The following is a 24,465-nucleotide window of genomic DNA, read 5'->3' as shown; positions in this document are numbered from 1 at the left end:
AAGTGGACGTGCGGACGAGTTAGAGGGGCGCGACCATCAGGAAAAATACATTGTCTGGATCAATTCGTTCGCTTTATTAGAAAGCCATGCGGCTCAACTATCATCACTTGCGATATTTTCAGGAGGTCGCCCACGAAGGGAACCTGACCCGCGCGGCAGCTCGGCTGAACCTGTCGCAATCCGCGCTCTCGACGCAGATCCGTCACCTCGAAGATCGTTTGGGACACGCGCTTTTCGAGCGTACCGGCCGGACGATGATCCTGACCGAGGCGGGACGGATCGCGCTGGACCATGCGGACCGAATCTTCGACGTCGGCGCCGATCTGGTCGCCACCCTCACAGCGGGCGGTGCGGCTAAGGCCCCCTTGCGCGTCGGCGCATTGTCCACACTGTCACGGAACTTTCAGCTTCGCTTCCTGCAACCGGCCTTGGCGGGAAACGTCGACCTGATACTTTCATCGGGGAACAGCCAGGCCCTGCTGCGCGCGCTCGAGACTCTGGCCCTCGACGTGGTGCTGCTGACCGATCCGCCGCCCCGCGATACGTTCCCCAGTCTCGTCGCGCATCGCATTGCCGAGCAGCCAGTGGGGCTTCATGGAACGGAACGGCGGCTGCGCCATCACTCTCTTGCGGCTCTTCTGGGCGCAGAGCCTGTCATCCTGCCAACAGAAAGCTCGATCAGGACAGGCTTCGACAGCCTCGTGGCGCGGCTGGGCGTGACCCCGAAGATTGCGGCAACCGTTGACGACATGGCCATGATCCGATTGCTCGCCCGCGAAGACCTCGGCCTTGCGGTGACACCGGCTGTGGTCCTGGCGGACGAGCTGGCACAAGGTGTGCTGGCGACCGCCCCGTTCCCGCTCGACGTTGTCGAGAGCTTCTACGCCGTAACCACGCCGCGAAACTTTCCGCATCCGCTTTTGGGTCAGCTTTCAGAACCCTTGGACGACCGTGATACTCTGTGACGTCCTCAACCAAGGGGCGGCAAAGCTGTTTTCAAAGGCTTCTCGTGCGAGTACGGGAGAAGGCGACCTCCCTGCAAACAGACTGGATCGTTGCAATTGCCTCGTTTGGGATCGGCTTCCGCTCGATCACTCCCGCCTTCCTGTCGAAATACACCTTCGCGAAGGGGTTGTTCAGATCAATTCCGATCTCCGCAGCGGCAAAGTTAATAATTGACCGCACCGTGCCAAAGGTTCGCGTGATGCTGCTACCGGCGAGGCCCTTTGCGATGAGGGCGTCCCGGAACGTGTTGGCGTCCTTGCGGGTGTATCGGGTGATGCTCTTGTTGCCGCAGATGTCGATCAGGTAGCCACACGATCGTTCTGCCGCCCGCTTGAATGTGTTGGGCCGGTTCTGACCCTTCAGGCGGAGATAGATTGCGACGGCCTCGGACAACTCGACCGCATCGCTCTCAGCCTTGTTCTCGCCGTTCCCCGGAGTTCCACGGTCAGGTGTCTGATCACGCAGGAGGTGCTTTCCTGGCAGGTCGCACTGCTGAACCCGTAGGTGATACCAGTATTCATCGAGTTTCTGCGCGGCCCGCAGCGCTCGTGAGGTGGCTACCGTTGCCGACTTGGTTCGTAGCGAAAAAGATACTCGCGACGACGAATAATGCTGCTGAAGGTCCTTCGGCACCCGCCGACTGAAGTAGAAGACACCTGCTTTGACAAATGCGCGGGGTGCAGTTCTGTACTCCGCCATGTACTACGCTTGCTCCATCCAGAGATAAAGCTGAGGCGTAACAACGGCTTAACAGAAGTAGTGGTGCCCAGGAGAGGACTCGAACCTCCACGTCCATACGGACACTAGCACCTGAAGCTAGCGCGTCTACCATTCCGCCACCTGGGCCGGTGTCGTGAGGCCGCGATCTAATGGCCTCGCGAAAGGGTGTCAACGGGAAACGGGACCTCTTTGAAAGGTTTGGCGCTTGTTTCATATAGGGCGGCGGCCTAAACCCGGGTCGTCCGGAATTCGCGGAGGGGATACCCCATGAAACTCGTCACCATTTTTGGCGGAACCGGCTTTCTAGGTCGCTATGTTGCCCGGCGCATGGCCAAGGAAGGTTGGCGGGTTCGGTGCGCCTGCCGTCGCCCGAACGACTCTCCATTCGTGCGGACCTATGGCGTGGTCGGCCAGGTCGAACCGGTGTTCTGCAACATCCGTGACGACGAAAGTGTGCGTGGCGTACTGCGGGGTGCTGATGCCGTCGTGAATTGCGTCGGGATCCTTGCCGAGAACGGAAAGCAGAACTTCCGCGCGCTGCAGCACGAAGGCGCGGGCCGCATTGCGAAACTGGCGGCAGAGGCCGGAGTGGAGCGCCTGGTTCAGGTCTCGGCGATCGGCGCGTCCGAGAAGGCACCGTCGGCCTATGCGCGGACGAAGGCGCTTGGCGAGAAAGCCGTGATGGAGAACTTCCCCGGCGCGATGATCGTTCGCCCCTCGATCATTTTCGGGCACGAGGACGAGTTCTTCAATCGGTTCGCCGGCATGGCCCGCATGGCGCCGATTCTGCCAATGGTGGGGGCGGGGACCAAGTTTCAGCCGGTATATGTCGACGACGTGGCCGAAGCGATCCAGATGGGAGTCACCGGGAAAGCCGATCCCGGGGTCTATGAGCTGGGCGGGCCCGATGTCTCTACGTTCCGCGAGTGGATGCAGGAAATGCTGGCCGTCATCAAGCGCCGGGCCCTGATCATCAACACGCCGATGCCCATCGCCAAGCTGATGGGCAAAGGGTTCGACGGTGTGAAATGGCTGTCCGGCGGACTGATCCAGCCCCCGCTGACCTTCGATCAGGTTCAGAACCTTGGGCAGGACAATGTCGTGGGAGATGGCGTGAAGACGTTTGCCGATCTCGGGATCCAGCCGCTGGCGACCGAAGCGATCCTGCCTGATTACCTGTGGCGCTTCCGGCCTTCGGGACAATATGCCAGCGCGAACGAAAGCGCGGACAACCTGCGTTCGGGTCCGGGTGGCGTGAAGGGTGGATCGAACCGGGCCGGTTTCTCCTGACCGCGGCCGGAGCGGTGTAATGCTGGACACCGACGCTTTCCACGATGCGCTGGCCGCCCTGGAATGGCAGGTCGACCTCGGGGTCGACGAGGCGATCCAGGACACACCTGTAAACAGGTACGAAGAACAACCGGTGGCCCCGAAAAAGGTGGCCGCACAACCTGATCATGGCCCGGCTGTTCAGACGACCGATCCTGTGGCCGTCGCAAAAGCCGCCGCCGGGGCGAGTGCCGATCTAAACGGTCTGCGGGCCGCGATGTCTGCGTTCGAGGAGTGCGATCTCAAGCGCGGCGCGCGCAATCTCGTGTTCTCGGACGGAAACCCCGGCGCGCGCGTGATGATCGTCGGCGAAGCGCCCGGGCGTGACGAGGATATTGCGGGAAAGCCTTTTGTCGGTCGTGCCGGGCAGCTTCTGGATCGAATGTTCGGCGCGATAGGCCTGTCGCGGGGGGACGGCAGCCTCTACATCACCAATGTTCTGCCTTGGCGCCCCCCGCAGAACCGCGATCCCTCGGCCGAGGAAATCGCGATGATGCGTCCCTTCCTTCATCGCCATATCCAGATCGCGGCGCCCGACGTTTTGATCGTGATGGGCAACATCTCGGCCGATGCGCTTCTGGGACGCCGGGGGATCACGCGCATGCGGGGCAAGTGGGCAGAGGTGCAGGGCCGCCCTGCCCTGCCGATGGTCCACCCCGCCTATCTGCTGCGGAACCCCGTCGCCAAGCGCGAGGCATGGGCCGATCTTCTTGCTTTGAAGGACCGGCTGGATTGACGGAGGGCGCAGGGGCGTTACCCTCCGCCCAAACCGGCAGGAGAGCCAACATGACCAACTATACGCCACCCAAGGTCTGGACCTGGGACACGGAGTCGGGCGGCAAATGGGCCAGCCTGAACCGTCCCATCGCCGGCTCCACCCATGACAAGGATTTGCCGGAGGGGGAACACCCCTACCAGCTTTACTCCATGGGGACGCCGAACGGGCAGAAGGTCACGATCCTGTTCGAGGAGCTGCTCGAAGCCGGGTATCCCGCGGAGTATGACGCCTGGATGATCGACATCGCGAATGGCGACCAGTTCGCGTCCGGCTTCGTATCGGTCAATCCGAACTCGAAGATCCCGGCCCTTTTGGACCGATCCGGCGAAACGCCCCTCCGCGTGTTCGAATCCGCGGCAATCCTGATGCACCTGGCCGAGCGCTATGATGTATTCCTGGGGCCAAACCGTCCCGAAATGCTGTCCTGGCTGTTCTGGCTTCAGGGCTCGGCGCCTTATCTCGGCGGTGGCTTCGGCCATTTCTATGCCTACGCGCCCGAACCGATGGAATACCCGATCAACCGGTTCGCCATGGAAACGAAGCGCCAGCTGGACGTGTTGGACCGGCATCTGGCCGAGCATCGGTTCCTGTCCGGGGACGATTATACCATCGCGGACATGGCGACCTTCCCTTGGTACGGGCGCATGGTCTTCGGCGAGGCCTACGAGGCCGGCGAGTTCCTGAGCGTCCATGAATACGAGCATGTCATCCGCTGGGCGAAAGAGATCGACGCCCGCCCCGGCGTGCAACGTGGCAAGCGCGTGAACCGCAAGGGGGATGACTTCCTTCTGGAGCGGCACGCACCTTCGGATTTCGACAAGCTCGACCTCTGATCCACACCGACAAGGCCAGCCCCGACATGTCCCGCATCGACGAAACGCGCGCGTTCATCCCGGCCCGTATTGCCGTCCTGACCGTCAGCGACACCCGCGAGATGGGGGACGACCGGTCAGGCGATACGCTTGTCGCCAGACTGGAGGAGGCGGGCCACACCCTGTCCGCGCGTGCCCTTCTCAAGGACGACCGGGTCGCCATCGCGCACCAGTTGCGCGATTGGTGCGATGGCGATGCCGTCGACGTGGTTCTGTCGACCGGCGGGACCGGGCTGACCGGGCGGGATGTTACGGTCGAAGCCCATCGCGATGTCTACGAGAAGGAGATCGACGCCTTCGGGACGGTCTTCACCCTGATCTCAATGCAGAAGATCGGAACCTCTGCCGTGCAGAGCAGGGCCTGCGGCGGTGTACGGAACGGGACGTATTTGTTCGCGCTTCCCGGTTCGACCGGCGCGTGCAAGGACGCGTGGGACGAGATCCTCAAATGGCAGTTGGATTACCGGCACCGTCCCTGCAACTTCATCGAGATCATGCCCAGGCTCGACGAGCACAAGCGCAGAAAATAGCAGAGCTTCGCGACGGAGCCGGCGTGGCATGACGTATCACTCACACCGGCGTGCTTTGTGCCCGCAAGGTGACGGTCTATACTGCACACAGATCCGGAGATATTCGACGCATGCGATTTCTGACGCGGGCCCTGACCGGCCTTTTTTTGCTGGCTATCACGGCGGGGCTTCTTGCGTTGGCAGGGGGAAGCCTACGCGACGCGTTGCAGGAACGCGCAAATCGCGAACCGGGTCAGCGGCCGGGGCGAGAGCAGGTGTTCGCTGCGAACGTCGTCTTCGTCACGCAGCAGACGATCACCCCCACCTTGACGAGTTTCGGCGAAATCCGCGCGCGCCGGTCCCTCGACCTGCGGGCGCCCGTGGCCGGACGCGTGATCGAGCTTGGGCCCGGCGTCGAGGAAGGCGGGCGCGTGACCGAGGGTCAGCTTCTGTTCGCGATCGATCCTACCGATGCCGAAACCACCCTCGCCCTGGCCGAAGCCGACCTTCAGGATGCCGAGGCTGAACGGAGCGATGCCCAGGCGGCCGCCGAACTGGCGGTCGAGGATGTGGACGCCGCCCGAGAACAGGCCGACTTGCGTGAAAGAGCACTGGCACGGCAACGCGACCTCGCCGACCGCGGCGTGGGCACGGAAGCCTCTGTCGAGGAAGCGGAGATCTCGGCCGCGTCCGCCCGCCAACAGGTTCTGTCGCGGCGATCGGCCGCGCAGCAGGCCGATGCCCGCGTCGCACAGGCCCGCACCGCCTTGTCGCGCCGAGAAATTGCGGTCGCCGAGGCCCAGCGCACATTGGCTGACACCCGGATCGAAGCGGCGTTTGCCGGGACGATCTCTGACCTCACGGTCAGCGAAGGGGGGTTGGTTTCCACCAACGAGCAACTAGCGACGTTGATCGACCCCGGTCGCCTCGAAATCGCGTTTCGCCTGTCCACCCCCGATTACGTACGTTTGCTGAACGAGGACGGCACCCTGGCGGCCGAACAGGCGACCGTCAGTCTCGAAGTTGGCGGATACACCCTGACGTCGCCCGCCACCATCACCCGCGAAGCCCCGGCTGTCGGAACGGGGGAGACTGGCCGCCGGCTGTTTGCGCGGCTGGAAGAGCCTCAGGGCTTCCGCCCCGGGGATTTTGCAAGGGTCCGCGTGACCGAGCCCCCGTTGGAGAATGTTGCCCAGCTTCCCGCCAGCGCCGTCGATGCGGCACAGACGGTTCTGTATCTGTCCGACGACGACCGCCTCCAATTGGCCCAGGTCGAACTGCTGCGAACCCAGGGCGATAGCGTTCTGGTGCGGGCCCCCGACCTGGAAGGGGCCGAGGTCGTGGCCGAACGCTCCCCCCTTCTGGGGACGGGGATCAAGGTGCGCCCGTTGCGCCAGTCCGACGGTGACGCCCCGGCCGCCGAGGACAGCGCCCAGATGATGGACCTGACCCCGGAGCGGCGCGCGGCGCTGATCGCGATGGTCGAAGACAACGCCCGCATGCCCGAGGAGGCCAAGGCGCGGGTGTTGGCCCAGCTTCAGAAAGCGCAGGTCCCGGCCCAGGTCGTGGAACGGCTTGAAGGGACGCGCGGGGGATGATCGGTTCGCTTCTGGGGTATTTCACCCGCCACCGCACCGCCGCCAACCTGCTCTTGCTGATCCTTCTGGCACTTGGAATCGCGGCACTTCCACGAATGCGCGCGCAGTTCTTCCCCGACGTGATCTCGGACAATATCGACATCTCGATCGCCTGGCCCGGCGCCGGGGCCGAAGCGGTCGACGACGCTATCGTCAGCGTGATGGAGCCTGCGCTGATCGCGGTCGAAGGCGTGGTCGAAGTTGAATCCCGCTCGTCCGAAGGGCGTGCCTCGATCGAGGTCGAGTTCGAGCCGAATTACGACATGGCCGTCGCGAACGCGGATGTCGAAGAGGCGCTTGACGGTCTTTCCGACCTTCCGGCCTCGGCCGAGGAACCCGAGATCCGATCCGGCGGGTGGCGCGATCGCGTGACCGACGTGGTCATCACAGGTCCGGTCGGCGTCGATCAGTTGGCCCGCATCGCCGACGATTTCGTGACGCAACTGTTCCAGGCGGGCGTGACGCGGACCATCACGCAAGGCATCGCCGCGCCGGAGACCGTGATCGAGGTCCCCTCGCTGACGCTGGTCCAGTACGACCTGACACTGGCCGAGATCGCCAGCGCCATCGGCGCGGAAACCGATGCCTCCCCCGCAGGCGATGTGGGGGGCACCGCACGGGTCCGGGCCGGCACGGAAAGTCGGACGGCCGCGCAGATTTCCGATGTCGTCCTGCGATCCCGCGCGGACGGGCCGCCCCTGACCGTGGGTGACGTGGCCCGCGTCGTCGTCGAAGGGGCCGACCGCGAACGAGCCTATTTCGTCGGCGACAACCCCGCCGTGTCGATCCAGGTTCAGCGGTCCCAGCAGGGCGACGCGCTGCAGATCCAGGCCCAGGTCGAGGAGGTGGCGGCGCAGGTTCGCCCCACCCTGCCGGAAGGGGTCGAAATCGACCTGATCCGCGGCCGCGCCGAATACATCTCGGGGCGTCTGGACATCCTGCTGGACAACGGCGCGATGGGCCTGGCGCTGGTCGTCGGCCTGTTGTTCCTGTTCCTCAACGCCCGCATCGCGTTCTGGGTGGCGGCCGGCATCCCGGTTGCCATGACCGCGGCGATTGCGCTGATGTATGCTGGTGGGCTGACGATCAACATGATCTCTCTGTTCGCGCTGATCATCACGCTGGGCATCGTCGTCGACGACGCCATCGTGGTGGGCGAGCACGCCGATTTCCGCGTCCGGCGGCTGGGCGAAGACCCCGTCACCGCGGCCGAGAACGCGGCGCGGCGCATGTTCCCACCGGTCTTTTCGGCCACGATCACCACCGTGATCGCCTTTTTCGGGTTGGTGGTCATCGGCGGCACGTTCGGCGCACTGATCGCCGACATCCCCTTCACGGTCATCGCGGTCCTGATCGCCAGCCTGATCGAATGCTTCCTGATCCTACCGAACCACCTGTCCCATGCGTTGGCCCACTCGGCCAAGAAACACTGGTACGATGCGCCGTCCCGGATGGTGAACCGGGGTTTCGGATGGCTGCGCGATCATGCGTTCCGCCCCCTCATGCGGTTGGTGACGAAGGCGCGCTATCCCGTGCTTGCCGGGGCGTTATCCTTGCTAGCCTTTATCGCGGTCCTTTTCATCTCCGGTCAGGTACAATGGCGTTTCTTTGACTCGCCCGAGCGGGGATCCGTTACCGGCAACTTCGCGATGCAGGCAGGGACCCCGCGCGAGGACACGCTGGAGCAGCTGGCCCTGATCCAGCAGGCCCTGGACGAGTTGGGTGCGCAATACGCAGAAGACTATGGCGCAAACCCGATCGACTACGCCCTGGCCGAGATCGGGGGCAATGCCGGGCGAAGCCTCTCGGGGACCGAGAACCTGGAACCCGATCAGCTTGGTGCGATCTCCATCGAGCTGATCGACCCGGATCTGCGCCCATATTCCAGCTTCGAATTCGTCGCGGCCCTTCAGGACGCCGTCCCGCGTCATCCGAACATGCAAGAGCTGTCGTTTCGCGGCTGGCGCTCGGGGCCTGGAGGGGACGCAATCGACGTGCGTTTGTCGGGGGCCGAAACGCAGATCCTGAAGGACGCGGCCGAGGCCCTGAAATCCGAGCTGTCGGGATTCGGCGAGGTCTCGGCGCTTGAGGACAGTCTTGCCTACGACAAGCAGGAATACGTCCTCGATCTGACCGCACAGGGCGAAGCGCTCGGATTCACTATTGACGGGATCGGCCGCATCCTGCGCGATCGCCTGGAGGGGATTGAGGCGGCGACCTACCCGGACGGGACACGCTCTGCCGCGATCCGGGTCGAGCTGCCGGAGGACGAGTTCACCGCCGATTTCCTGGATCGCGTGATCCTGCCGACGGCCTCGGGCGGGACAGCGATGCTGAAAGATATCGTGAACGTCACGGTACAGGACGGTTTTTCCACCATCCGTCGCGAGAACGGCGTCCGCGAAGTCACGGTCACCGGCGATCTGGCGGGGGACGATCCGGCCCGCGCGGCCGAGGTCATGACGATCCTGTCCGACGACATCCTGCCCCGCCTGCAGGAACGCTATGGCGTCTCGACCGAGCTGTCGGGCCTGTCCGAGCAGGAAGACGAGTTTCTGAACGACGCGCTGATCGGCTTCCTGTTCTGCCTTCTAGGAATCTACCTTGTCCTGTCGTGGATCTTCGCAAGCTGGACACGACCGCTGGTCATCATGTCGATCATCCCCTTCGGTCTGATCGGGGCCGTCTGGGGCCACTATATCTGGGAGGTTCCGCTTTCGATGTTCTCGGTCGTGGGACTGATCGGGATGACAGGCATCATCATCAACGACTCCATCGTTCTGGTCACCACGGTGGACGAGTATTCCCAGGACAGGGCCATGCGACCCGCCATCGTGGATGCCGCTTGCGACCGCCTGCGGCCCGTTCTTCTGACGACCCTGACGACCGTTCTGGGGCTTGCGCCGCTTCTTTACGAATCCTCAAGCCAAGCGCAATTCCTGAAGCCGACGGTCATCACTCTGGTCTACGGGCTTGGGTTCGGCATGGTGCTGGTGCTTTTACTGGTCCCTGCCCTTCTTGCGATGCAGGAGGATACGCGCCGCGCCTTTTCCGCGCTACGCCGCGCCGTGTCTCCGCGGTCCAGGGGAACGCGCGGCCCCGTTCTTGGGGCGGCCTTTGCCGTGATCTGCGTCTTCGCGGCGACGTTGGGGACGTGGATCGTCACCGGAGACGTACCCGGACTCCCCGATGCGGGGGCTGCCATTGCCTTCGCGCTGTTCATCCTGGGAACGGCCTTGATCCTGACGCTCGTCGCCCTTGGCGCTGCCGTGCGGTTGGGACCGCGCCAGGGTGGATCGGCCTAGGCGTTCGATAAGGGCGCACGCGTCCTCGCTGAAGCAGTGGTCACGAGGACCAGACCCGCAAAAACCAGAAGTGCCCCAAGAACCGCGCCCGACGTCAGAGGCTCGAGAACGACGACCGTGGCAAGAATCCAGGCCGTCAACGGCTCGACCAACGCGAGGGTCACTGCAGATGACGCCGTGATATGCGTCAGTCCCCACGTATACAGGGCGTAGGATAGCCCGGTGGCGCCAATTCCCAGGAAGGCCATGGCCGCCCAAGGCACTGGACCCGCAAGCCAGCCGAGTGGGACGAAGATCAGGACCGGCGCGGCACAAAGCGCTGCCACGAGGAACGTCGCGGCGGCAATGGAGACCGAAGGCGCCGTGTGTCCGATCCGCGAGGTCGACACCGAATAGGCCGCATAGCAGGCGCCCGCGCCTAGCGCGAGGAGGATCCCGACGCCCCCGGCCTGACCGGATTGACCGGACGTGGCGAGGATCAAGACACCCATGATCGAAATAGCTTGTCCCACCAAGGCGCGCGGCGGCGGACGACGGCGTGCGATTGCGATCTCATAGAGCGATGTCCAGACTGGCGCGCTGCCGATGGTGATGGCCGTCCCAATCCCGACCCCGGTCAGCGAGACGGACCAAAAGAACAAAAGGTTGTAGGCACAGATCGCGATGCCCGAAAACGCCACGCCGCGCCATGGCAGGCCAGCGAAGGCAGCACGGCTGTCCGGCCGGACCGCAGCCATCAGCAAAAGCGTGGCGGCGCCGACGATAAGGCGCAATGCCCCGACTGCCACGGGCGCACGCCCCTCCGGCAAAAGCGCTTGGATCGTGCCGGTGCTGCCCCACAACGCGGCGGCGAGAATGACCGCGCCTATCGCGGCCCATCGCAAGGATATCACGGGACGGTCGTCCTGGTCATCTGCGGCGCTTCCTTGGCCCCGTGGGAATCTTCGAGCGGAACGAAGGTGGCCGTTTCGAAACCCACGCAGCGAATTTCTCAAGCCTGGGGTGGGACCGCAAGGCATTGATCGTGTTGTAGGAACGCGCCAATTCGGCCTCCGAAAGGGTCGCGTGAATCTCGCTGTGACAAACTTGGTGCAGAAGGACGGTCGGGCCACCCTTCCCGCCGCGAAGCTTCGGGATCAAATGATGCAGGCTTTGCGGAACGTCCGGTGGGATCGGCCGACCGCAGAGGCCGCATATGGGGATGGCATCTTCCATGGCCCCAAGATCGGTCGGCTGCGGCACCGCGGCAAGGATGAACCTGACGTCGGACCTTTGCGTTCTGCCTGAAAACACGGAGTCGTATCGACCATGGCCAAGGTGCAGGTCTTTCATTTCACGTCCAACAATGGCGTTCCGAACAATTCTGCCCTGCCCGTGGTGGTAATCGAAGGCGCGTTCAGTGGGGTGGGGGCGGATGACATTTGCTCCCGGTTGGAGGAGAACGGCTGGACCGGAACCTGGACCTGGTCGGTGTTCTCATACCACCATTATCACCCAAACGCGCACGAGGCCCTGGCCGTGAGCGCGGGGGCCGCGACGCTTGTCCTCGGTGGCCCCGGCGGGAAAGCCGTCGAGGTGAAGGCGGGCGATTGCCTGATCCTGCCAGCGGGCACCGGTCACAAACTGGAAGACGACCACGGCGGGTTTCAGGTCTGCGGCGCCTATCCACCGGGCTTGGATCAATTGGAGACGCGACGCATCGAGGATGGGGTGGCAGACAGTGTCGATCGGATTGCCCGGGTTCCCCTGCCAAAGACGGATCCCACTACGGGTGGCACCGGTCCGCTGACCGAACGGTGGTCTTCCTGATCGCCTAGTCTTCGCGGGTCAGCAGCCCGTACTTGCGGAGCTTCACATACAAGGACTGCCGCGACAAACCCAACATATCAGCGGCGGCGACCCGGTTGTTGTCCGTCAGCTCGATCGCTGTTTCGATGCAAATCTTTTCGATCACTTCCGTCGTCTCTGCCACGATCTCCTTTAACGTCGCAGAGCCCACGAGATCCCGGCTTGGCCGCACGTTGCTTTCCACTGTCCCGGTGCGCACGCCGTCGGCCCGGCTCGTATCGCGAATTGCCAAGCCAATCGCCGGTTTCGACGGATCCTCAAGATAAACGGCAGAAATCTCCACCGGGATCTCGGCGCCGAATGGCGTCACAAGGCGGGTCGCGTAGTTTCTCATCTGGCCGTTCCGGACGGCATTATCCAGAATGACCTTTGCATCGACGCCACCGCGCACAAGCAGATCGGCCAGAGATTTGGACCTTGCTGCCGCGGTGTCGCCTAGATCGGACAAGGCCAGAAAGGCATCGTTCGCCGCCAGAACCGCGCCGGCCCGGTCGACGAAGACCACCCCATCAGGCGTGTTCTCGAACAGGCGGCGGGCCCGCGAGTCCGTCTCGCTGGTCAGCGTCGGCTCACTACCGCGGTCGAAGCGGCACAGGATCAGCCGTTCGCCAGCTGCGCGAAACAAGGTGGGGCGAAGCTGAACCTCGGACCGTGTCGACGGAAGGACAAGGGTCAACGGCGTCGTGTCATCGCCCTGCGCCACCCCGACCAGCGCCCGCAGGTCCAGCTCGCCCTCCGGGGATGCGATCCAGCGCGACAGAAGGGTGCCGTTTATTTCATCGAGGGTTCCACGCAACAGGCGCGCCGCGCGACCATTCAGGTCGACGATGCGCCCCGATGCGGCACTGACGAACACGACCGCGTCCCGTGTTGTCTCCAGCAGGACCTTCAGGCGGGTCGACGTCTCGCGCTGCTTCTCGTAATCGCGCTCGAGGGCAATCTGGGCGTCGACAAGCTGTTGCTGCATCTGGGCAATCGGCCGCAAATCCCGGCCCATCATCAGGATCGCCCCGTCCGGCCCGATGGTGTGGAACGAGTAGCTGAGCGGAAAGGTCAGTCCGGTCTTCGCCGTATGGTTCAACTCGACCGGGCGCGACGTCGCTGCCCCCGACAGGATCTCGGACATCTTGCGGTCGAACTTCGGAATACTTTCCGAGGCGAGGAAGGACCTCATGTCCTGCCCTTCCCAATCAATCAGCACGCCGTGGCTTTCATGGTTCGGATTGACCATGACCGACAGGATGTCACCCATATCGGACACGACGACCGAAATATCCGAGCATGCGGCGATAATCTCGCCCAGAACGTCCGGCCCGATGAGCGGAATCGCCCCATTGGACCAATAACGGGTTCCTCGGCTGGTCATACTGTTTCCCAACTGCAACTCAACATCGGTCTTAATTTGCTCGGTTCGTTCGGTCGTCATGCCGGCATACGGCAAGGGCAGTGAAAATGTCGTTCGTCGCGTAATCCGCACCGGACACCTCAAGCGCCATCGGTTCTCCCAGTTCCAAGATACTTCCACCGACGATCACCGGAACATTGCCGCCAGCCGCAGATCGGATCGCAGCGACCGACCGAAGCAACCCCGGATACGCGTCGGCGCGTGAGATCGATAAGAGGATTGCATCGAAATCGCAATCTTCGACTAAGGTCAGAACATCGGGTTCGGGCCGGCCCATCATCAGGCGGACGGACACCCCGTGGCTGCGAAGCTGCCCGGTCAGGACAAGCGCCCCCAGGGTGTGATGCTCGTCGGCCCGTACAAGGACAAGAAGTTCGCCCGCTCTCTCGGAATAATCGCCCGTTCCGGCCAGGATATCTTCGCGCAACAGCGACTGCAGCCGCGCACAGGCGATCGTGACGTCCGCGAAACTCATTCGATCGTCAACCCAGGCCTCCCCCAGGTTGCGCGCGACTTCGGGAATCACGACGTCACACATATCCCGCACAGACAGCCCCGAAGCCCGCATCTCGGCCAGAACGGCGAGTCGCCGCTCGCTATGCGTGTCGACCACGGCATCGCGAAGACGCTCCACCCATTTTGCGCCGCCCTGGCTCGACGCCGCACGATGTTTGCGCGCCGTCAGCCCCAAAGCATGGGAGACAAGATCGTCGAGGTCGCCCCCGTTGCGCAGTGGCACGTCCCACCGGGTCTGCTGTTTCGACCTCATGTCCGCCCCCGCTGCACGTTCAAGAAACTTGTCGAAGGATCGACGAACGCCGAAGCCATGTCAAAAAGAATTGACAGCTTCGCCCATAAATTGGTCAGGCCACCTAGACGCAAATGTGTAAGTTTGAGTTGACACATTCACCCGCACGGTGCTTTTGTCGGTTCATGAATGACGCAGCTTTCACCATCTCCCAGCCCCAGGCTTCCGCAGCCCCGCTGTATTCGGCGGAGGAAAGGGCGCGCCGTGACGCGACCCGCTGGACCATGGTGCAGGGCATCCTGGCGCCGCTCCAGTTCGCAGTGTTCGCAATTTCCCTCGTGCTGGTGGTGCGGTTCCTCGTCACGGGCGACGGCTATGCTATCGCGACCGCTTCCATCGTGACGAAGACAGTCCTTCTCTATACGATCATGGTAACCGGGGCGATCTGGGAAAAAGTCGTTTTTGGCCAGTATCTTCTGGCCCCTACGTTTTTCTGGGAAGACATCGTGTCCTTCGTCGTGATCGCCCTTCACACCGCGTATCTCTGGGCGCTGTTCACGCAGGCGCTCGACCCGATCTCGCTGATGGTTTTAACGCTGATGGCGTACGGGGCCTATATGCTGAACGCGGCGCAATTCGTTCTTAAATTTCGCCGCGCGCGGGTGGGCTCATGACTCAGCTTCCGCCACCACCCGCACTGGGCTGCGGCGCCGCCCCCGTGCTGAAGGAACGCGGCCAGCGCGAAGTCTTCTGCGGCCTGACGGGAATCATCTGGCTTCACCGGAAAATGCAGGATGCCTTCTTCTTGGTGGTGGGGTCACGGACCTGCGCGCATCTTCTGCAATCGGCCGCCGGAGTAATGATCTTCGCGGAACCGCGCTTCGCGACCGCGATTCTCGAGGAAACGGACCTTGCCGGCATGGCCGACGCCCAGGACGAACTCGACCGCGAAGTCGGCCGCCTGCTCGAGCGTCGCCCTGACATCCGGCAGCTTTTCCTCGTGGGCTCCTGCCCCTCCGAAGTCATCAAGCTCGACCTGGGCAAGGCGGCCGAACGGCTCACCCGGGTTCACGCGCCGCACGTTCGGGTGCTCAACTACTCCGGCTCGGGAATCGAAACGACCTTCACCGAGGGCGAGGATGCGTGCCTGGCCTCCATGGTACCCGTTCTGCCGCGCAACGAGGCGCGCCAATTGCTATTGATCGGGGCGCTTCCCGACGTGGTCGAGGATCAGGCACTTGGCCTGCTTTCGCAGATGGGAATCGACGGGATCCGAACCCTGCCCGCCCGCCGGGCCGACGACATTCCCTCGATCGGCCCCAACACCGTCTACGCCCTCACCCAGCCTTTCCTGGGCGAGACGCATGCCGAACTGACCCGGCGAGGCGCACGTCACATCCCTGCCCCGCTTCCCTTCGGCGAAGAAGGAACGACCGCCTGGCTCTCCGCAATCGCGCGGGAGTTCGGCGTTGACCGGGACACCTTCGACGCGGTGACCGAAGCTCCCCGGGCCCGCGCCCGCAAGGCTGTAGCCCGGGCCACCGAAACGCTTCAGGGCAAACGCATCTTCTTCTTTCCCGACAGCCAGCTCGAAATCCCACTGGCCCGCTTTCTGACCCGTGAATGCGGCATGGACGCGGTCGAGGTCGGCACCCCCTATATCCACCGGGACATCGTCGGCCCCGATCTGGATCTGCTCCCTGCCGGTCCCACGATCTCGGAAGGCCAGGACGTCGACCGCCAACTGGACCGCGCCCGTACCGCGAGGGCCGACCTGACCGTGTGCGGCTTGGGGCTTGCAAACCCGCTCGAGGCCGAGGGCCTGACCACGAAATGGGCGATCGAACTCGTCTTCACCCCGGTCCATTTCTACGAACAGGCGGGCGATCTGGCCGAGCTCTTTGCTCGGCCCATCCGCCGCAAGGAAAAGCTGAAGCTCAAGGAGGTCGCGGAATGACCCCTTCGGCCTTCATCCTTGGTCAAATACCCCGCGGGGGTCCGGGGGCGCGCAGCCCCCGGTGGCAGCCATGAAGCTGTCCGTCTGGACATACGAAGGCCCGCCCCATGTGGGCGCGATGCGAGTCGCAACCGGGATGACCGGTCTGCACTACGTCCTGCACGCACCCCAAGGCGACACATATGCCGACCTTCTGTTCACGATGATCGAACGGCGCAACCACCGCCCGCCCGTGACCTACACGACTTTCCAGGCCCGCGATCTTGGCGCCGACACCGCCGACCTGTTCCGCACCGCCTGCGAGGACGCCGTGGCGCGGTTCGATCCGCAGGCGATCATTGTCGGTGCGTCCTGCACGGCTGAGCTGATCCAGGACGACCCCGGGGGCATGGCGGCCTCGATGGGGTTCGACATTCCGGTCATCCCGCTTGAACTACCGTCCTACCAGCGCAAGGAGAATTTCGGCGCGGACGAGACGTTCTACCAGATCGTGCGCGCCCTCGCGGCGCCGGTCGAACGGACGGCACGTGTGACCTGCAACATCCTCGGCCCCACCGGCCTGGGCTTCCGTCACCGTGACGACGTCGCCGAGATCACGTCGCTTCTGGCCGATATGGGGATAGAGGTGAACGTCACCGCACCGCTCGGGGCCAGCCCCGCGGACATCGTCCGCATGGGGGCCGCGCATTTCAACGTCTTGCTTTATCCCGAAACTGGCGAAGCCGCAGCCCGGCATTGCGAGAAGACCTTCGGCCAGCCCTACACCAAGACCACGCCGATCGGCGTCGGGGCGACGCGCGATTTCGTCGCCGAGGTTTTGAAACTGGCACCCGACGCCCAGCGCCCGTCCGAGGCGGGGCTGCGCCTGCCCTGGTACTCGGAATCGGTCGACTCGACCTACCTGACCGGCAAACGCGTCTTTCTCTTCGGCGACGCCACCCACGTCATCGCCATGGCCCGCGTCGCTCGTGACGAGATGGGGTTCGAAGTGGCCGGCATGGGCTGCTACAATCGCGAATTCGCCCGCGCCCTGCGCAAGGCCGCCAAGGAGTACGGCGTCGAACCGCTGATCACCGACGATTACCTGGACGTGGAGCGTGCCATCGAAGAGGCCGCCCCCGAGATGATCCTGGGCACCCAGATGGAGCGTCATATCGGCAAGCGCCTGGGCATTCCCTGCGCCGTCATCTCTGCCCCCGTACATGTACAGGACTACCCTGCCCGCTACTCCCCCATCATGGGGTTCGAGGGGGCGAACGTCCTGTTCGACACACTGGTCCACCCGCTGGTCATGGGCCTGGAAGAACACCTTCTGCACATGTTCCGCGATGATTTCGAGTTCCACGACGAAGCGGGCCCCAGCCACCATGGCGGCAAGGCCGTCGCGCGGTCCGAGGACACGGCCCCCCAGGCCCCCGCCCCCACGGATGCGGTCGTTTGGCTGGAGGCAGCCGAGCGCGAATTGAAGAAGATCCCCTTCTTCGTGCGCCCGAAGGCCCGCCGCAATACCGAGGCTTTCGCCGCCGAACGCGGCGTCAGCGAGATCGGGGTGGACACCCTGTACGAGGCAAAGGCCCATTATGCGCGATGAGCTTGGACATATGCAGGCGGGCTATCGCATCGCGATCGTGACGCTGGACGCCCACGCCGCGGGTCCGGCCGCCCGCGTCCTGCCCCGGCTCGAACGGGATTTCCCCGGGCTTGCCGTCACAGTCCATGCCGCTGCCGAATGGGGCGAGGATCCGGCCGCCCTAGAGGCGGCGCGCGAGGCTGTCGACCGGGCCGATATCGTCGTCACCTCGCTGATCTTCCTCGAGGAACATATCCGCGCGATCCTGCCCAACCTCGAAGCAGCCCGCGACCGGTGCGACGCGATGGTCGGCATGGTCTCGGACGGGGCCATCGTGAAGCTGACCCGGATGGGCGATCTGGACATGGCCGCCCCGCCGTCGGGCCTGGGCAAGCTGATGAAGAAGCTGCGCGGCTCGTCCAAGCCCGGTCAGGCCAGCGGTGCGCGGCAGATGACGATGCTGCGCCGGCTGCCGAAGATCCTGCGCTTCATCCCCGGCAAGGCGCAGGACATGCGCGCCTGGTTCCTGACCATGCAATACTGGCTGGGCGGTTCGGACGACAACATCGAACAGATGATCCGCTTCCTGATCTCGCGCTACACGTCCGAGACCCGGTGGCGGGGCGCCGAGGCCGCGTTGCCCGTCGAGTATCCCGAAGTCGGCCTGTATCACCCGGACCTGACCGACCGCATCGTCACGGACCCCGCCAAGCTTCCGCAGCCTGAGAGCCCCCGCGGCACCGTCGGTCTTCTGATGATGCGCAGTTACATCCTGTCTGGCGATACCGCCCATTACGACGCCGTCATCCGTGCCCTCGAAGCCGATGGGCTGCGTGTCCTGCCCGCCTTCGCCGGCGGCCTCGACGGACGCCCCGCGGTCGAAAGCTATTTCCACGACCGGATCGATACGCTGGTCTCCTTGACCGGGTTCAGCCTGGTGGGTGGCCCGGCCTACAACGACAGCGACGCCGCGGTCGGTGTCCTGTCCCGGCTGGACGTGCCCTATGTCGCCGCTCATCCGCTGGAATTCCAGACGCTTGGCCAATGGGCCGGGTCTTCGCAGGGGCTTGGCCCGGTCGAGACCACGATGCTGGTTGCCCTGCCCGAGATTGACGGCGCGACCAACCCCACCGTCTTCGCTGGCCGCCATAGCGATACCGGATGTGATGGATGCCGCCGCGCCTGCCGCCCGACCGCCGAGGCCCGCGCGATGGCGCCCTGCCCGGAACGGATCGTCGCGCTGACCGACAAGGTGGGGCGCCTGGTGGACCTGCGCCGGTCGAAAGTGGCCGAACGTAAGGCCGCCATCGTCCTCTACGGCTTTCCCCCGAATGCAGGGGCCATCGGAACGGCCGCCTATCTGTCGGTCTTCGAAAGCCTGTGGAACACCCTTTGCGCCATGCGCGACGAGGGCTACAATGTCGATCTACCCGCCGATGTCGACGCGCTGCGCGTCGCGGTCCTCAAGGGCAACGCCGCGCAATACGGGCAGGAGGCCAACGTCGCCGCCCACGTCCCGGCCGATGACATGGTGCGCGACACACCGTGGCTGTCCGAGGTCGAGTCCGCCTGGGGGTCCGCCCCCGGTCGTCACCAAAGCGACGGGCGTGGTGTCTTCGTTCTGGGCGCGCAGTTCGGAAACGTCTTCGTCGGTGTCCAACCGGCCTTCGGCTACGAAGGCGACCCGATGCGCCTTCTGTTCGAGAAAGGCTTCGCCCCCACCCACGCCTTCGTCACCTTCTATCGCTGGCTCAAGCAAAGCTTCGGGGCGGATGTCCTACTGCATTTCGGAATGCATGGCGCGCTGGAATTCATGCCCGGCAAGCAGGCGGGCCTGTCCGGGGCCGACTGGCCAGACCGGCTGATCGGCAACATGCCGAACGTCTATCTCTATGCGGCGAACAACCCGTCCGAGGCGACGCTGGCCAAGCGGCGCGCGAACGCCGTCTGCGTAACGCACCTGACGCCGCCTCTGGGCCAAGCCGGCCTTTACAAGGGACTGGCCGAGCTGAAGGAAACGCTGACCCGTTGGCGCGGGACGCCCCCGGGCGAAGCGCGGGCCGAGGTCGAGACGCTGATCGCAACGCAAGCCGAGGCGGTCGATCTGGGCGGCACGGCCCCCGGCGATCTGTGGCTGCGGCTGCTCGAGACGGAAGAGGCGCTGATCACCGACGGGCTTCACATCGTCGGCCGCGGCATGGATGCCGAGCAGCGCGCCCGGATGTTGGACGCCATGCCCGCGATGGACGCCGAGCGGCGCGCGGACATTGACGCGGCACTGACCCAGCAGACCGAGATCCCGGCCCTTCTGCGGGCGCTTGCCGGCCGGTTCGTTCCCCCCGTCGCTGGCGGCGACCTGATCCGGAGCCCCGAAATCATGCCGACCGGGCGCAATATCCACGCCTTCGACCCGTTCCGGATGCCCACCGCCTGGGCGATGGCCGACGGCGCACGGCAGGCGCAGCTTCTGCTGGAGACGCACAAGTCGCTTCCGCGTTCGGTCGCGCTTGTGCTTTGGGGGTCCGACAACATCAAGTCCGATGGCGGACCGATCGCACAGGCGCTGGCGCTGATGGGAGCGTGCCCGCGCTTCGACAGCTACGGGCGGCTGTGTGGTGCCGACTTGGTGCCTCTGGAAAAGCTGGGGCGCCCCCGGATCGACGTGGTGATGACGCTTTCGGGGATTTTCCGTGACCTGCTTCCGCTGCAGACCCGGATGCTGGCAGAGGCGGCGTGGAAAGCTGCCACGGCCGACGAGCCCGAGGCCCAGAACTTCGTCCGCGCCCACGCGCTGGCCTACGCGTCCGAGACAGGCTGCGATATGGAAACGGCAAGCCTTCGCGTATTTTCGAACGCGGAAGGGGCATACGGCTCGAACGTCAACCAGTTGGTCGATGCCTCGAGCTTCGGGCACGAGGATGAGCTTGCCGACGCCTACCAGGCCCGCAAGGGCTTCGCGTACGGCCGAAACGGCAAGCCCAGCGCACAGGCCGCGTTGCTTCAGGCAACGCTGAAAACGGTCGATCTGGCCTATCAGAACCTTGAGTCGGTCGAGTTGGGGGTCACCACCGTCGATCACTATTTCGATACGCTGGGCGGCATCAGCCGCGCCGTGAAGCGGGCCAAGGGGACTGCCGCACCGGTTTACATCGGCGACCAGACCCGCGGGGCGGGAAAGGTCCGGACCCTGCAGGAGCAGGTTTCGCTGGAAACCCGCAGCCGTGCATTGAACCCGCGTTTTTACGAGCCGCTTCTGAAGCACGGGCACGAGGGCGTGCGCGCGATCGAGGCGCATGTAACGAACACGATGGGTTGGTCGGCCACCACCGGAGAGGTCGAGCCGTGGGTCTATCAGCGCCTCAGCGAGACCTTCGTGCTGGACGAAAAGATGCGCCGCCGCCTGGCCGAGCTGAACCCGACCGCCTCGGCACGGATGGCGGGACGCCTGCTGGAGGCATCGGACAGGGCCTATTGGCAACCGGACGAAGAGACGCTGGCCGCCCTTCAAGGCGCGGCGGACGAGTTGGAAGACCGCATGGAAGGCATCGCGGCAGAATAGCCGCAAAAGTCTGTTTTCATTCCGAAAACAGGCCACGCCACACGAATTCAGGGGGGCACGCAATGAGCCCGAAAGACGACGTTCAGACGCTGAGGAGAGCCGCCGGGGTTCCGCGCCTCGGGGAAGATGGCGAGGGGTCCGTTCAGGTCCACCAAGACGCGTCGATGAAGATCGACGGGGCCAAGGTGTTCGCGATCTATGGCAAGGGCGGCATCGGGAAATCGACCACCTCGTCGAATTTGTCGGCCGCGTTCAGCAAGTTGGGCCACAGGGTTCTTCAGATCGGCTGCGACCCCAAACACGATTCCACCTTTACCCTGACCGGGCGCCTTCAGCCCACGGTGATCGACATCCTCAAGGACGTCGACTTTCACGCCGAAGAACTGCGCCCCGAGGATTTCGTGTCCGTCGGCTGGAACGGCGTCCAGTGTGTCGAGGCAGGCGGCCCCCCCGCGGGCACCGGCTGCGGTGGGTACGTGGTGGGGCAGACTGTCCGACTTCTCAAGCAACATCATATGCTTGAGGACACCGATGTGGTCATTTTCGACGTGTTGGGCGACGTCGTTTGCGGCGGGTTCGCGGCGCCGTTGCAGCATGCCGATAGGGCAGTAATCGTGACCGCGAACGACTTCGACTCGATCTATGCGATGAACCGGATCATCGCGGCGGTGCAGGCCAAGTCCCGGAATTACAACGTAAGATTGGCCGGCTGCATCGCGAACCGCAGCAAGGACACCAACGAGGTCGATCGCTATTGCGACACCGTCGGGTTCGAGCGCATCGCGCATATGCCCGACATCGACGCGATCCGTCGCAGTCGTTTGAAAAAGAAAACGCTTTTCGAGATGGACGACGAAGAGGACATCGTGCGGGCGCGGGCGGAATATATCCGTCTGGCCACGGCGCTGTATGCCGGAACGGAAGGTCTGGCGCCCGCACCGATGGAAGATCGCGACATCTTCGAGCTTCTGGGATTCGATTGATGCCCCTGCGCCCCGCCCGGAAAATCCGTCCCGCACCTGTCGGGCTTGCGTCGGACATGGGCCGTGCCGGGGGCGGCTCTGCGCCGGACACCGGCCGGTCAAACGCCGGACAAACGTCGGGCAACCGTCCCGACGGGTCGGACTGGCACGAGACCCGCGACCGGGTGGAGCATTATTTCGATCGCACCGCGACGGATGTGTGGACGCGCCTGACCTCGGACGCCGACGTGAGCTGGGTGCGGCGCACTGTGCGCGCGGGCCGGGACGAGATGCGCGCGTTGATCCTGTCGCGCCTGCCAGATGATCTGAGCGGGATGCGCATCCTCGATGCAGGGTGCGGGGTCGGGCAGTTGAGCCAAGCGCTGGCCGAGCGCGGGGCCGAGGTCGTTGCAGTTGATATCAGCGAGAGCCTTCTGGATGTGGCACGCACCCGGCTCCCCGACCATCTGGCCGCACGTGTCGAGTTCCGCACCGGCGATCTGCGTGACGATGCCTTCGGGCGTTTCGACCACGTGGTCGCGATGGACTCGCTTCTGTATTACGACGCCCTCGACATCTGTTCCTTGCTGGCCGACCTGTCGGACCGGACCGAGGGAAAGATCGTCTTTACCGTCGCCCCGCGCACGCCGCTTTTGACGGCGATGTGGGGGATCGGGCGGCTGTTTCCCAAATCCGACAGATCGCCCGTGATGATTCCCCACGCCCCGCGCCGCCTGGCCCGGCACCTGGAACGGGGGGGATGCGTGCGCAAGCTTTCGGTCGTCGATCGGATCTCTTCGGGCTTTTATATCTCGACCTGCCTGGAGGTCGCCACATGAGCCTTGCTCGCCTTCCCCTGCGCTATCTTCCTTTCGCGGATGCCGCGTCCGAGGGGCTGCCCATCGGGCAGCTTCTGCGGCTGTCGCTGTTCCAGGTCAGCGTGGGCATGGCGAGCGTGCTGCTTCTGGGCACCCTGAACCGGGTGATGATCGTCGAGCTTGGTTTGGGCGCGATGCTGGTGGCCGCGATGATCGCGCTGCCGGTACTGGTCGCGCCGTTCCGGGCGTTTCTGGGTCATCGCAGCGACACCCACCGCAGCGCCATCGGCTGGAAGCGGGTGCCTTACCTCTGGTTCGGAACCCTGTGGCAGATGGCCGGTCTGGCGCTGATGCCTTTCGCGTTGCTGGTGCTGGGCGGCGACACGGTTCACGACGTGCCCTTCGCCGGCGAAGTGCTGGCGGGAGCCGCGTTCATCATGACGGGCTTCGGGCTGCACATGACGCAAACCGCTGGCCTGGCGCTGGCCTGCGACCGCGCGGACGAAGACACGCGGCCCCGGGTCGTGGCGCTGCTTTACGTGATGTTCCTGCTGGGCATGGGCATTTCGGCGCTGGTGATGGGCTGGCTATTGGCGGATTTCACCCCGCTAGCCCTGATCCGGGTCGTGCAGGGTGCGGCGCTGGCCACGGTTGCGCTGAACCTGATCGCCCTGTGGAAGCAGGAGCGTGTGCGCCCCCAGAACCGCACTGAGCGGGCCGAACCGCGGCCTGCCTTCGGCGAAGCGTGGCGCGATTTCGCCAGCGGCGGGGATGCCGGGCGGCTGCTGGCCGTAGTGTTTGCGGGCACGCTGGCCTTCAACATGCAAGACGTGCTGCTGGAGCCCTACGGCGGCGAGATACTGGGGCTGAGCGTCGGGCACACCACGTGGCTGTCGGCGATGTGGGCCGGCGGCGCGCTTGTGGGCTTTGCCTTCGCGGCGCGGTGGTTGACCAGCGGGCTGGACCCGTTCCGCATGGCCGCGCGCGGGATCCTGTTCGGGGTCTGCGCGTTTTCGGCCGTGATATTCGCCCCGCCAATGCAGGCGCCCGCGCTGTTCTATGCCGGGGCCATCGGGATCGGATTGGGCGGGGGGTTGTTCTCGGTCGCGACGTTGACGGCCGCGATGACCCTGCCCGCCCGCGGCGTTGCCGGCCGGGGGCTGGCGCTGGGCGCGTGGGGGGCGGCGCAGGCCACCGCCGCGGGGCTGGCCATCGGGCTGGGCGGCGCGGTGAAGGACGGGGTGGGCGCGCTGGCCGCTTCGGGCGCGCTGGGGGCGACGCTGGATACGCCCGCAATCGGCTATACCACGGTTTACCATATTGAAATTGCTTTGCTGTTCGGAACGCTTGCGGTCCTCGGGCCTCTGGTCCGCCTGTCGTTCGTCCATCCCATAGAGACCCGCGAAGACGGCAAGATCGGTCTTGCCGACTTCCCAACCTGAC

General features: G+C 64.6%; 20 protein-coding genes and 1 tRNA gene. 15 read left to right on the top strand and 6 right to left on the bottom strand.

Annotation, left to right across the window (positions count from 1 at the left end; translation table 11 throughout):
* The first annotated feature begins 86 nt into the window (after nt 1-86).
* Nucleotides 87-965 (top strand): LysR family transcriptional regulator, encoded by an 879-nt coding sequence (locus PAA8504_RS12400; RefSeq protein ID WP_108894506.1) that lies wholly within the window; start codon nt 87-89, stop codon nt 963-965.
* 31 nt (nt 966-996) lie between these two features.
* Here the strand turns inward: PAA8504_RS12400 and PAA8504_RS12395 are convergent, their stop codons facing one another.
* Both PAA8504_RS12395 and PAA8504_RS12390 read right to left on the bottom strand, forming a co-directional pair.
* A complete protein-coding gene (locus tag PAA8504_RS12395; RefSeq protein WP_108894505.1) occupies nt 997-1,704 on the bottom strand; it encodes a DUF6538 domain-containing protein in 708 nt (235 codons plus the stop codon).
* A 61-nt stretch (nt 1,705-1,765) separates the two neighbouring features.
* Nucleotides 1,766-1,851, bottom strand: a tRNA-Leu gene (locus tag PAA8504_RS12390).
* Between the two features lie 141 nt (nt 1,852-1,992).
* Between PAA8504_RS12390 and PAA8504_RS12385 the strand changes: the two genes are divergently transcribed.
* The 6 genes from PAA8504_RS12385 to PAA8504_RS12360 all read left to right on the top strand — a co-directional run bounded on the left by PAA8504_RS12385 (nt 1,993) and on the right by PAA8504_RS12360 (nt 10,155).
* Nucleotides 1,993-3,015 (top strand): complex I NDUFA9 subunit family protein, encoded by a 1,023-nt coding sequence (locus PAA8504_RS12385; protein WP_108894504.1) that lies wholly within the window; start codon nt 1,993-1,995, stop codon nt 3,013-3,015.
* A gap of 19 nt (nt 3,016-3,034) precedes the next feature.
* Complete coding sequence (locus PAA8504_RS12380) at nt 3,035-3,790, top strand: uracil-DNA glycosylase (RefSeq protein ID WP_181375788.1); 756 nt, start codon at nt 3,035-3,037, stop codon at nt 3,788-3,790.
* A 50-nt stretch (nt 3,791-3,840) separates the two neighbouring features.
* The gene (gene yghU / locus PAA8504_RS12375; protein ID WP_108894503.1) at nt 3,841-4,665 is read left to right on the top strand and encodes a glutathione-dependent disulfide-bond oxidoreductase; all 825 of its coding nucleotides are present in this window, start codon (nt 3,841-3,843) and stop codon (nt 4,663-4,665) included.
* A gap of 26 nt (nt 4,666-4,691) precedes the next feature.
* Complete coding sequence (moaB, locus tag PAA8504_RS12370) at nt 4,692-5,234, top strand: molybdenum cofactor biosynthesis protein B (RefSeq protein WP_108894502.1); 543 nt, start codon at nt 4,692-4,694, stop codon at nt 5,232-5,234.
* A 110-nt stretch (nt 5,235-5,344) separates the two neighbouring features.
* Nucleotides 5,345-6,811, top strand: coding sequence for an efflux RND transporter periplasmic adaptor subunit (locus PAA8504_RS12365; protein WP_108894501.1), 1,467 nt, complete (start codon nt 5,345-5,347; stop codon nt 6,809-6,811).
* Complete coding sequence (locus PAA8504_RS12360; protein WP_108894500.1) at nt 6,808-10,155, top strand: efflux RND transporter permease subunit; 3,348 nt, start codon at nt 6,808-6,810, stop codon at nt 10,153-10,155. Before PAA8504_RS12365 ends, PAA8504_RS12360 begins: the two co-directional genes overlap by 4 nt.
* On the opposite strand, the gene PAA8504_RS12355 is transcribed toward PAA8504_RS12360, so the two are convergent.
* Together PAA8504_RS12355 and PAA8504_RS22505 are read right to left on the bottom strand one after the other, a co-directional pair.
* On the bottom strand, nt 10,152-11,048 hold the full coding sequence (locus tag PAA8504_RS12355) for a DMT family transporter (RefSeq protein WP_245897618.1): 897 nt from the start codon (nt 11,046-11,048) through the stop codon (nt 10,152-10,154). The genes PAA8504_RS12360 and PAA8504_RS12355 overlap by 4 nt on opposite strands.
* A 16-nt stretch (nt 11,049-11,064) precedes the next feature.
* Nucleotides 11,065-11,370, bottom strand: a complete 306-nt coding sequence (locus PAA8504_RS22505) for an HNH endonuclease (RefSeq protein WP_108894650.1) — start codon at nt 11,368-11,370, stop codon at nt 11,065-11,067.
* 93 nt (nt 11,371-11,463) lie between these two features.
* Between PAA8504_RS22505 and PAA8504_RS12345 the strand changes: the two genes are divergently transcribed.
* Nucleotides 11,464-11,964 (top strand): cupin domain-containing protein, encoded by a 501-nt coding sequence (locus tag PAA8504_RS12345; RefSeq protein ID WP_108894499.1) that lies wholly within the window; start codon nt 11,464-11,466, stop codon nt 11,962-11,964.
* A gap of 4 nt (nt 11,965-11,968) precedes the next feature.
* Here the strand turns inward: PAA8504_RS12345 and ppsR are convergent, their stop codons facing one another.
* The gene (gene ppsR / locus PAA8504_RS12340) at nt 11,969-13,369 is read right to left on the bottom strand and encodes a transcriptional regulator PpsR (RefSeq protein WP_108894498.1); all 1,401 of its coding nucleotides are present in this window, start codon (nt 13,367-13,369) and stop codon (nt 11,969-11,971) included.
* Nucleotides 13,370-13,400: 31 nt separating this feature from the next.
* The gene (locus PAA8504_RS12335) at nt 13,401-14,177 is read right to left on the bottom strand and encodes a cobalamin B12-binding domain-containing protein (RefSeq protein ID WP_108894497.1); all 777 of its coding nucleotides are present in this window, start codon (nt 14,175-14,177) and stop codon (nt 13,401-13,403) included.
* Nucleotides 14,178-14,341: 164 nt separating this feature from the next.
* On the opposite strand from PAA8504_RS12335, the gene bchF reads away from it, so the two are divergent.
* From bchF to PAA8504_RS12300, 7 genes are all read left to right on the top strand, one after another.
* Entirely contained in the window at nt 14,342-14,830 is a 489-nt protein-coding gene (gene bchF / locus PAA8504_RS12330; protein ID WP_108894496.1) for a 2-vinyl bacteriochlorophyllide hydratase, read from the top strand.
* Complete coding sequence (locus tag PAA8504_RS12325) at nt 14,827-16,113, top strand: ferredoxin:protochlorophyllide reductase (ATP-dependent) subunit N (RefSeq protein ID WP_108894495.1); 1,287 nt, start codon at nt 14,827-14,829, stop codon at nt 16,111-16,113. The genes bchF and PAA8504_RS12325 overlap by 4 nt, the downstream gene beginning before the upstream one ends.
* A 70-nt stretch (nt 16,114-16,183) precedes the next feature.
* A complete protein-coding gene (gene bchB, locus PAA8504_RS12320; RefSeq protein WP_108894494.1) occupies nt 16,184-17,704 on the top strand; it encodes a ferredoxin:protochlorophyllide reductase (ATP-dependent) subunit B in 1,521 nt (506 codons plus the stop codon).
* The gene (locus PAA8504_RS12315; RefSeq protein WP_108894493.1) at nt 17,694-21,242 is read left to right on the top strand and encodes a magnesium chelatase subunit H; all 3,549 of its coding nucleotides are present in this window, start codon (nt 17,694-17,696) and stop codon (nt 21,240-21,242) included. Before bchB ends, PAA8504_RS12315 begins: the two co-directional genes overlap by 11 nt.
* A gap of 62 nt (nt 21,243-21,304) precedes the next feature.
* Nucleotides 21,305-22,225 carry a ferredoxin:protochlorophyllide reductase (ATP-dependent) iron-sulfur ATP-binding protein gene (gene bchL, locus PAA8504_RS12310; protein WP_108894492.1) on the top strand — a complete coding sequence of 307 codons (921 nt, stop codon included), beginning with the start codon at nt 21,305-21,307 and terminating at the stop codon, nt 22,223-22,225.
* A complete protein-coding gene (gene bchM / locus PAA8504_RS12305) occupies nt 22,225-23,043 on the top strand; it encodes a magnesium protoporphyrin IX methyltransferase (RefSeq protein WP_245897617.1) in 819 nt (272 codons plus the stop codon). The genes bchL and bchM overlap by 1 nt, the downstream gene beginning before the upstream one ends.
* Complete coding sequence (locus PAA8504_RS12300) at nt 23,040-24,464, top strand: PucC family protein (protein ID WP_108894491.1); 1,425 nt, start codon at nt 23,040-23,042, stop codon at nt 24,462-24,464. The genes bchM and PAA8504_RS12300 overlap by 4 nt, the downstream gene beginning before the upstream one ends.
* Nucleotide 24,465 lies beyond the last annotated feature (1 nt).

Origin of the sequence: Palleronia abyssalis (genome assembly GCF_900302445.1) — a bacterium.
Classification (GTDB): domain Bacteria; phylum Pseudomonadota; class Alphaproteobacteria; order Rhodobacterales; family Rhodobacteraceae; genus Palleronia; species Palleronia abyssalis.
This window is presented reverse-complemented; position numbering and strand designations above follow the sequence as displayed.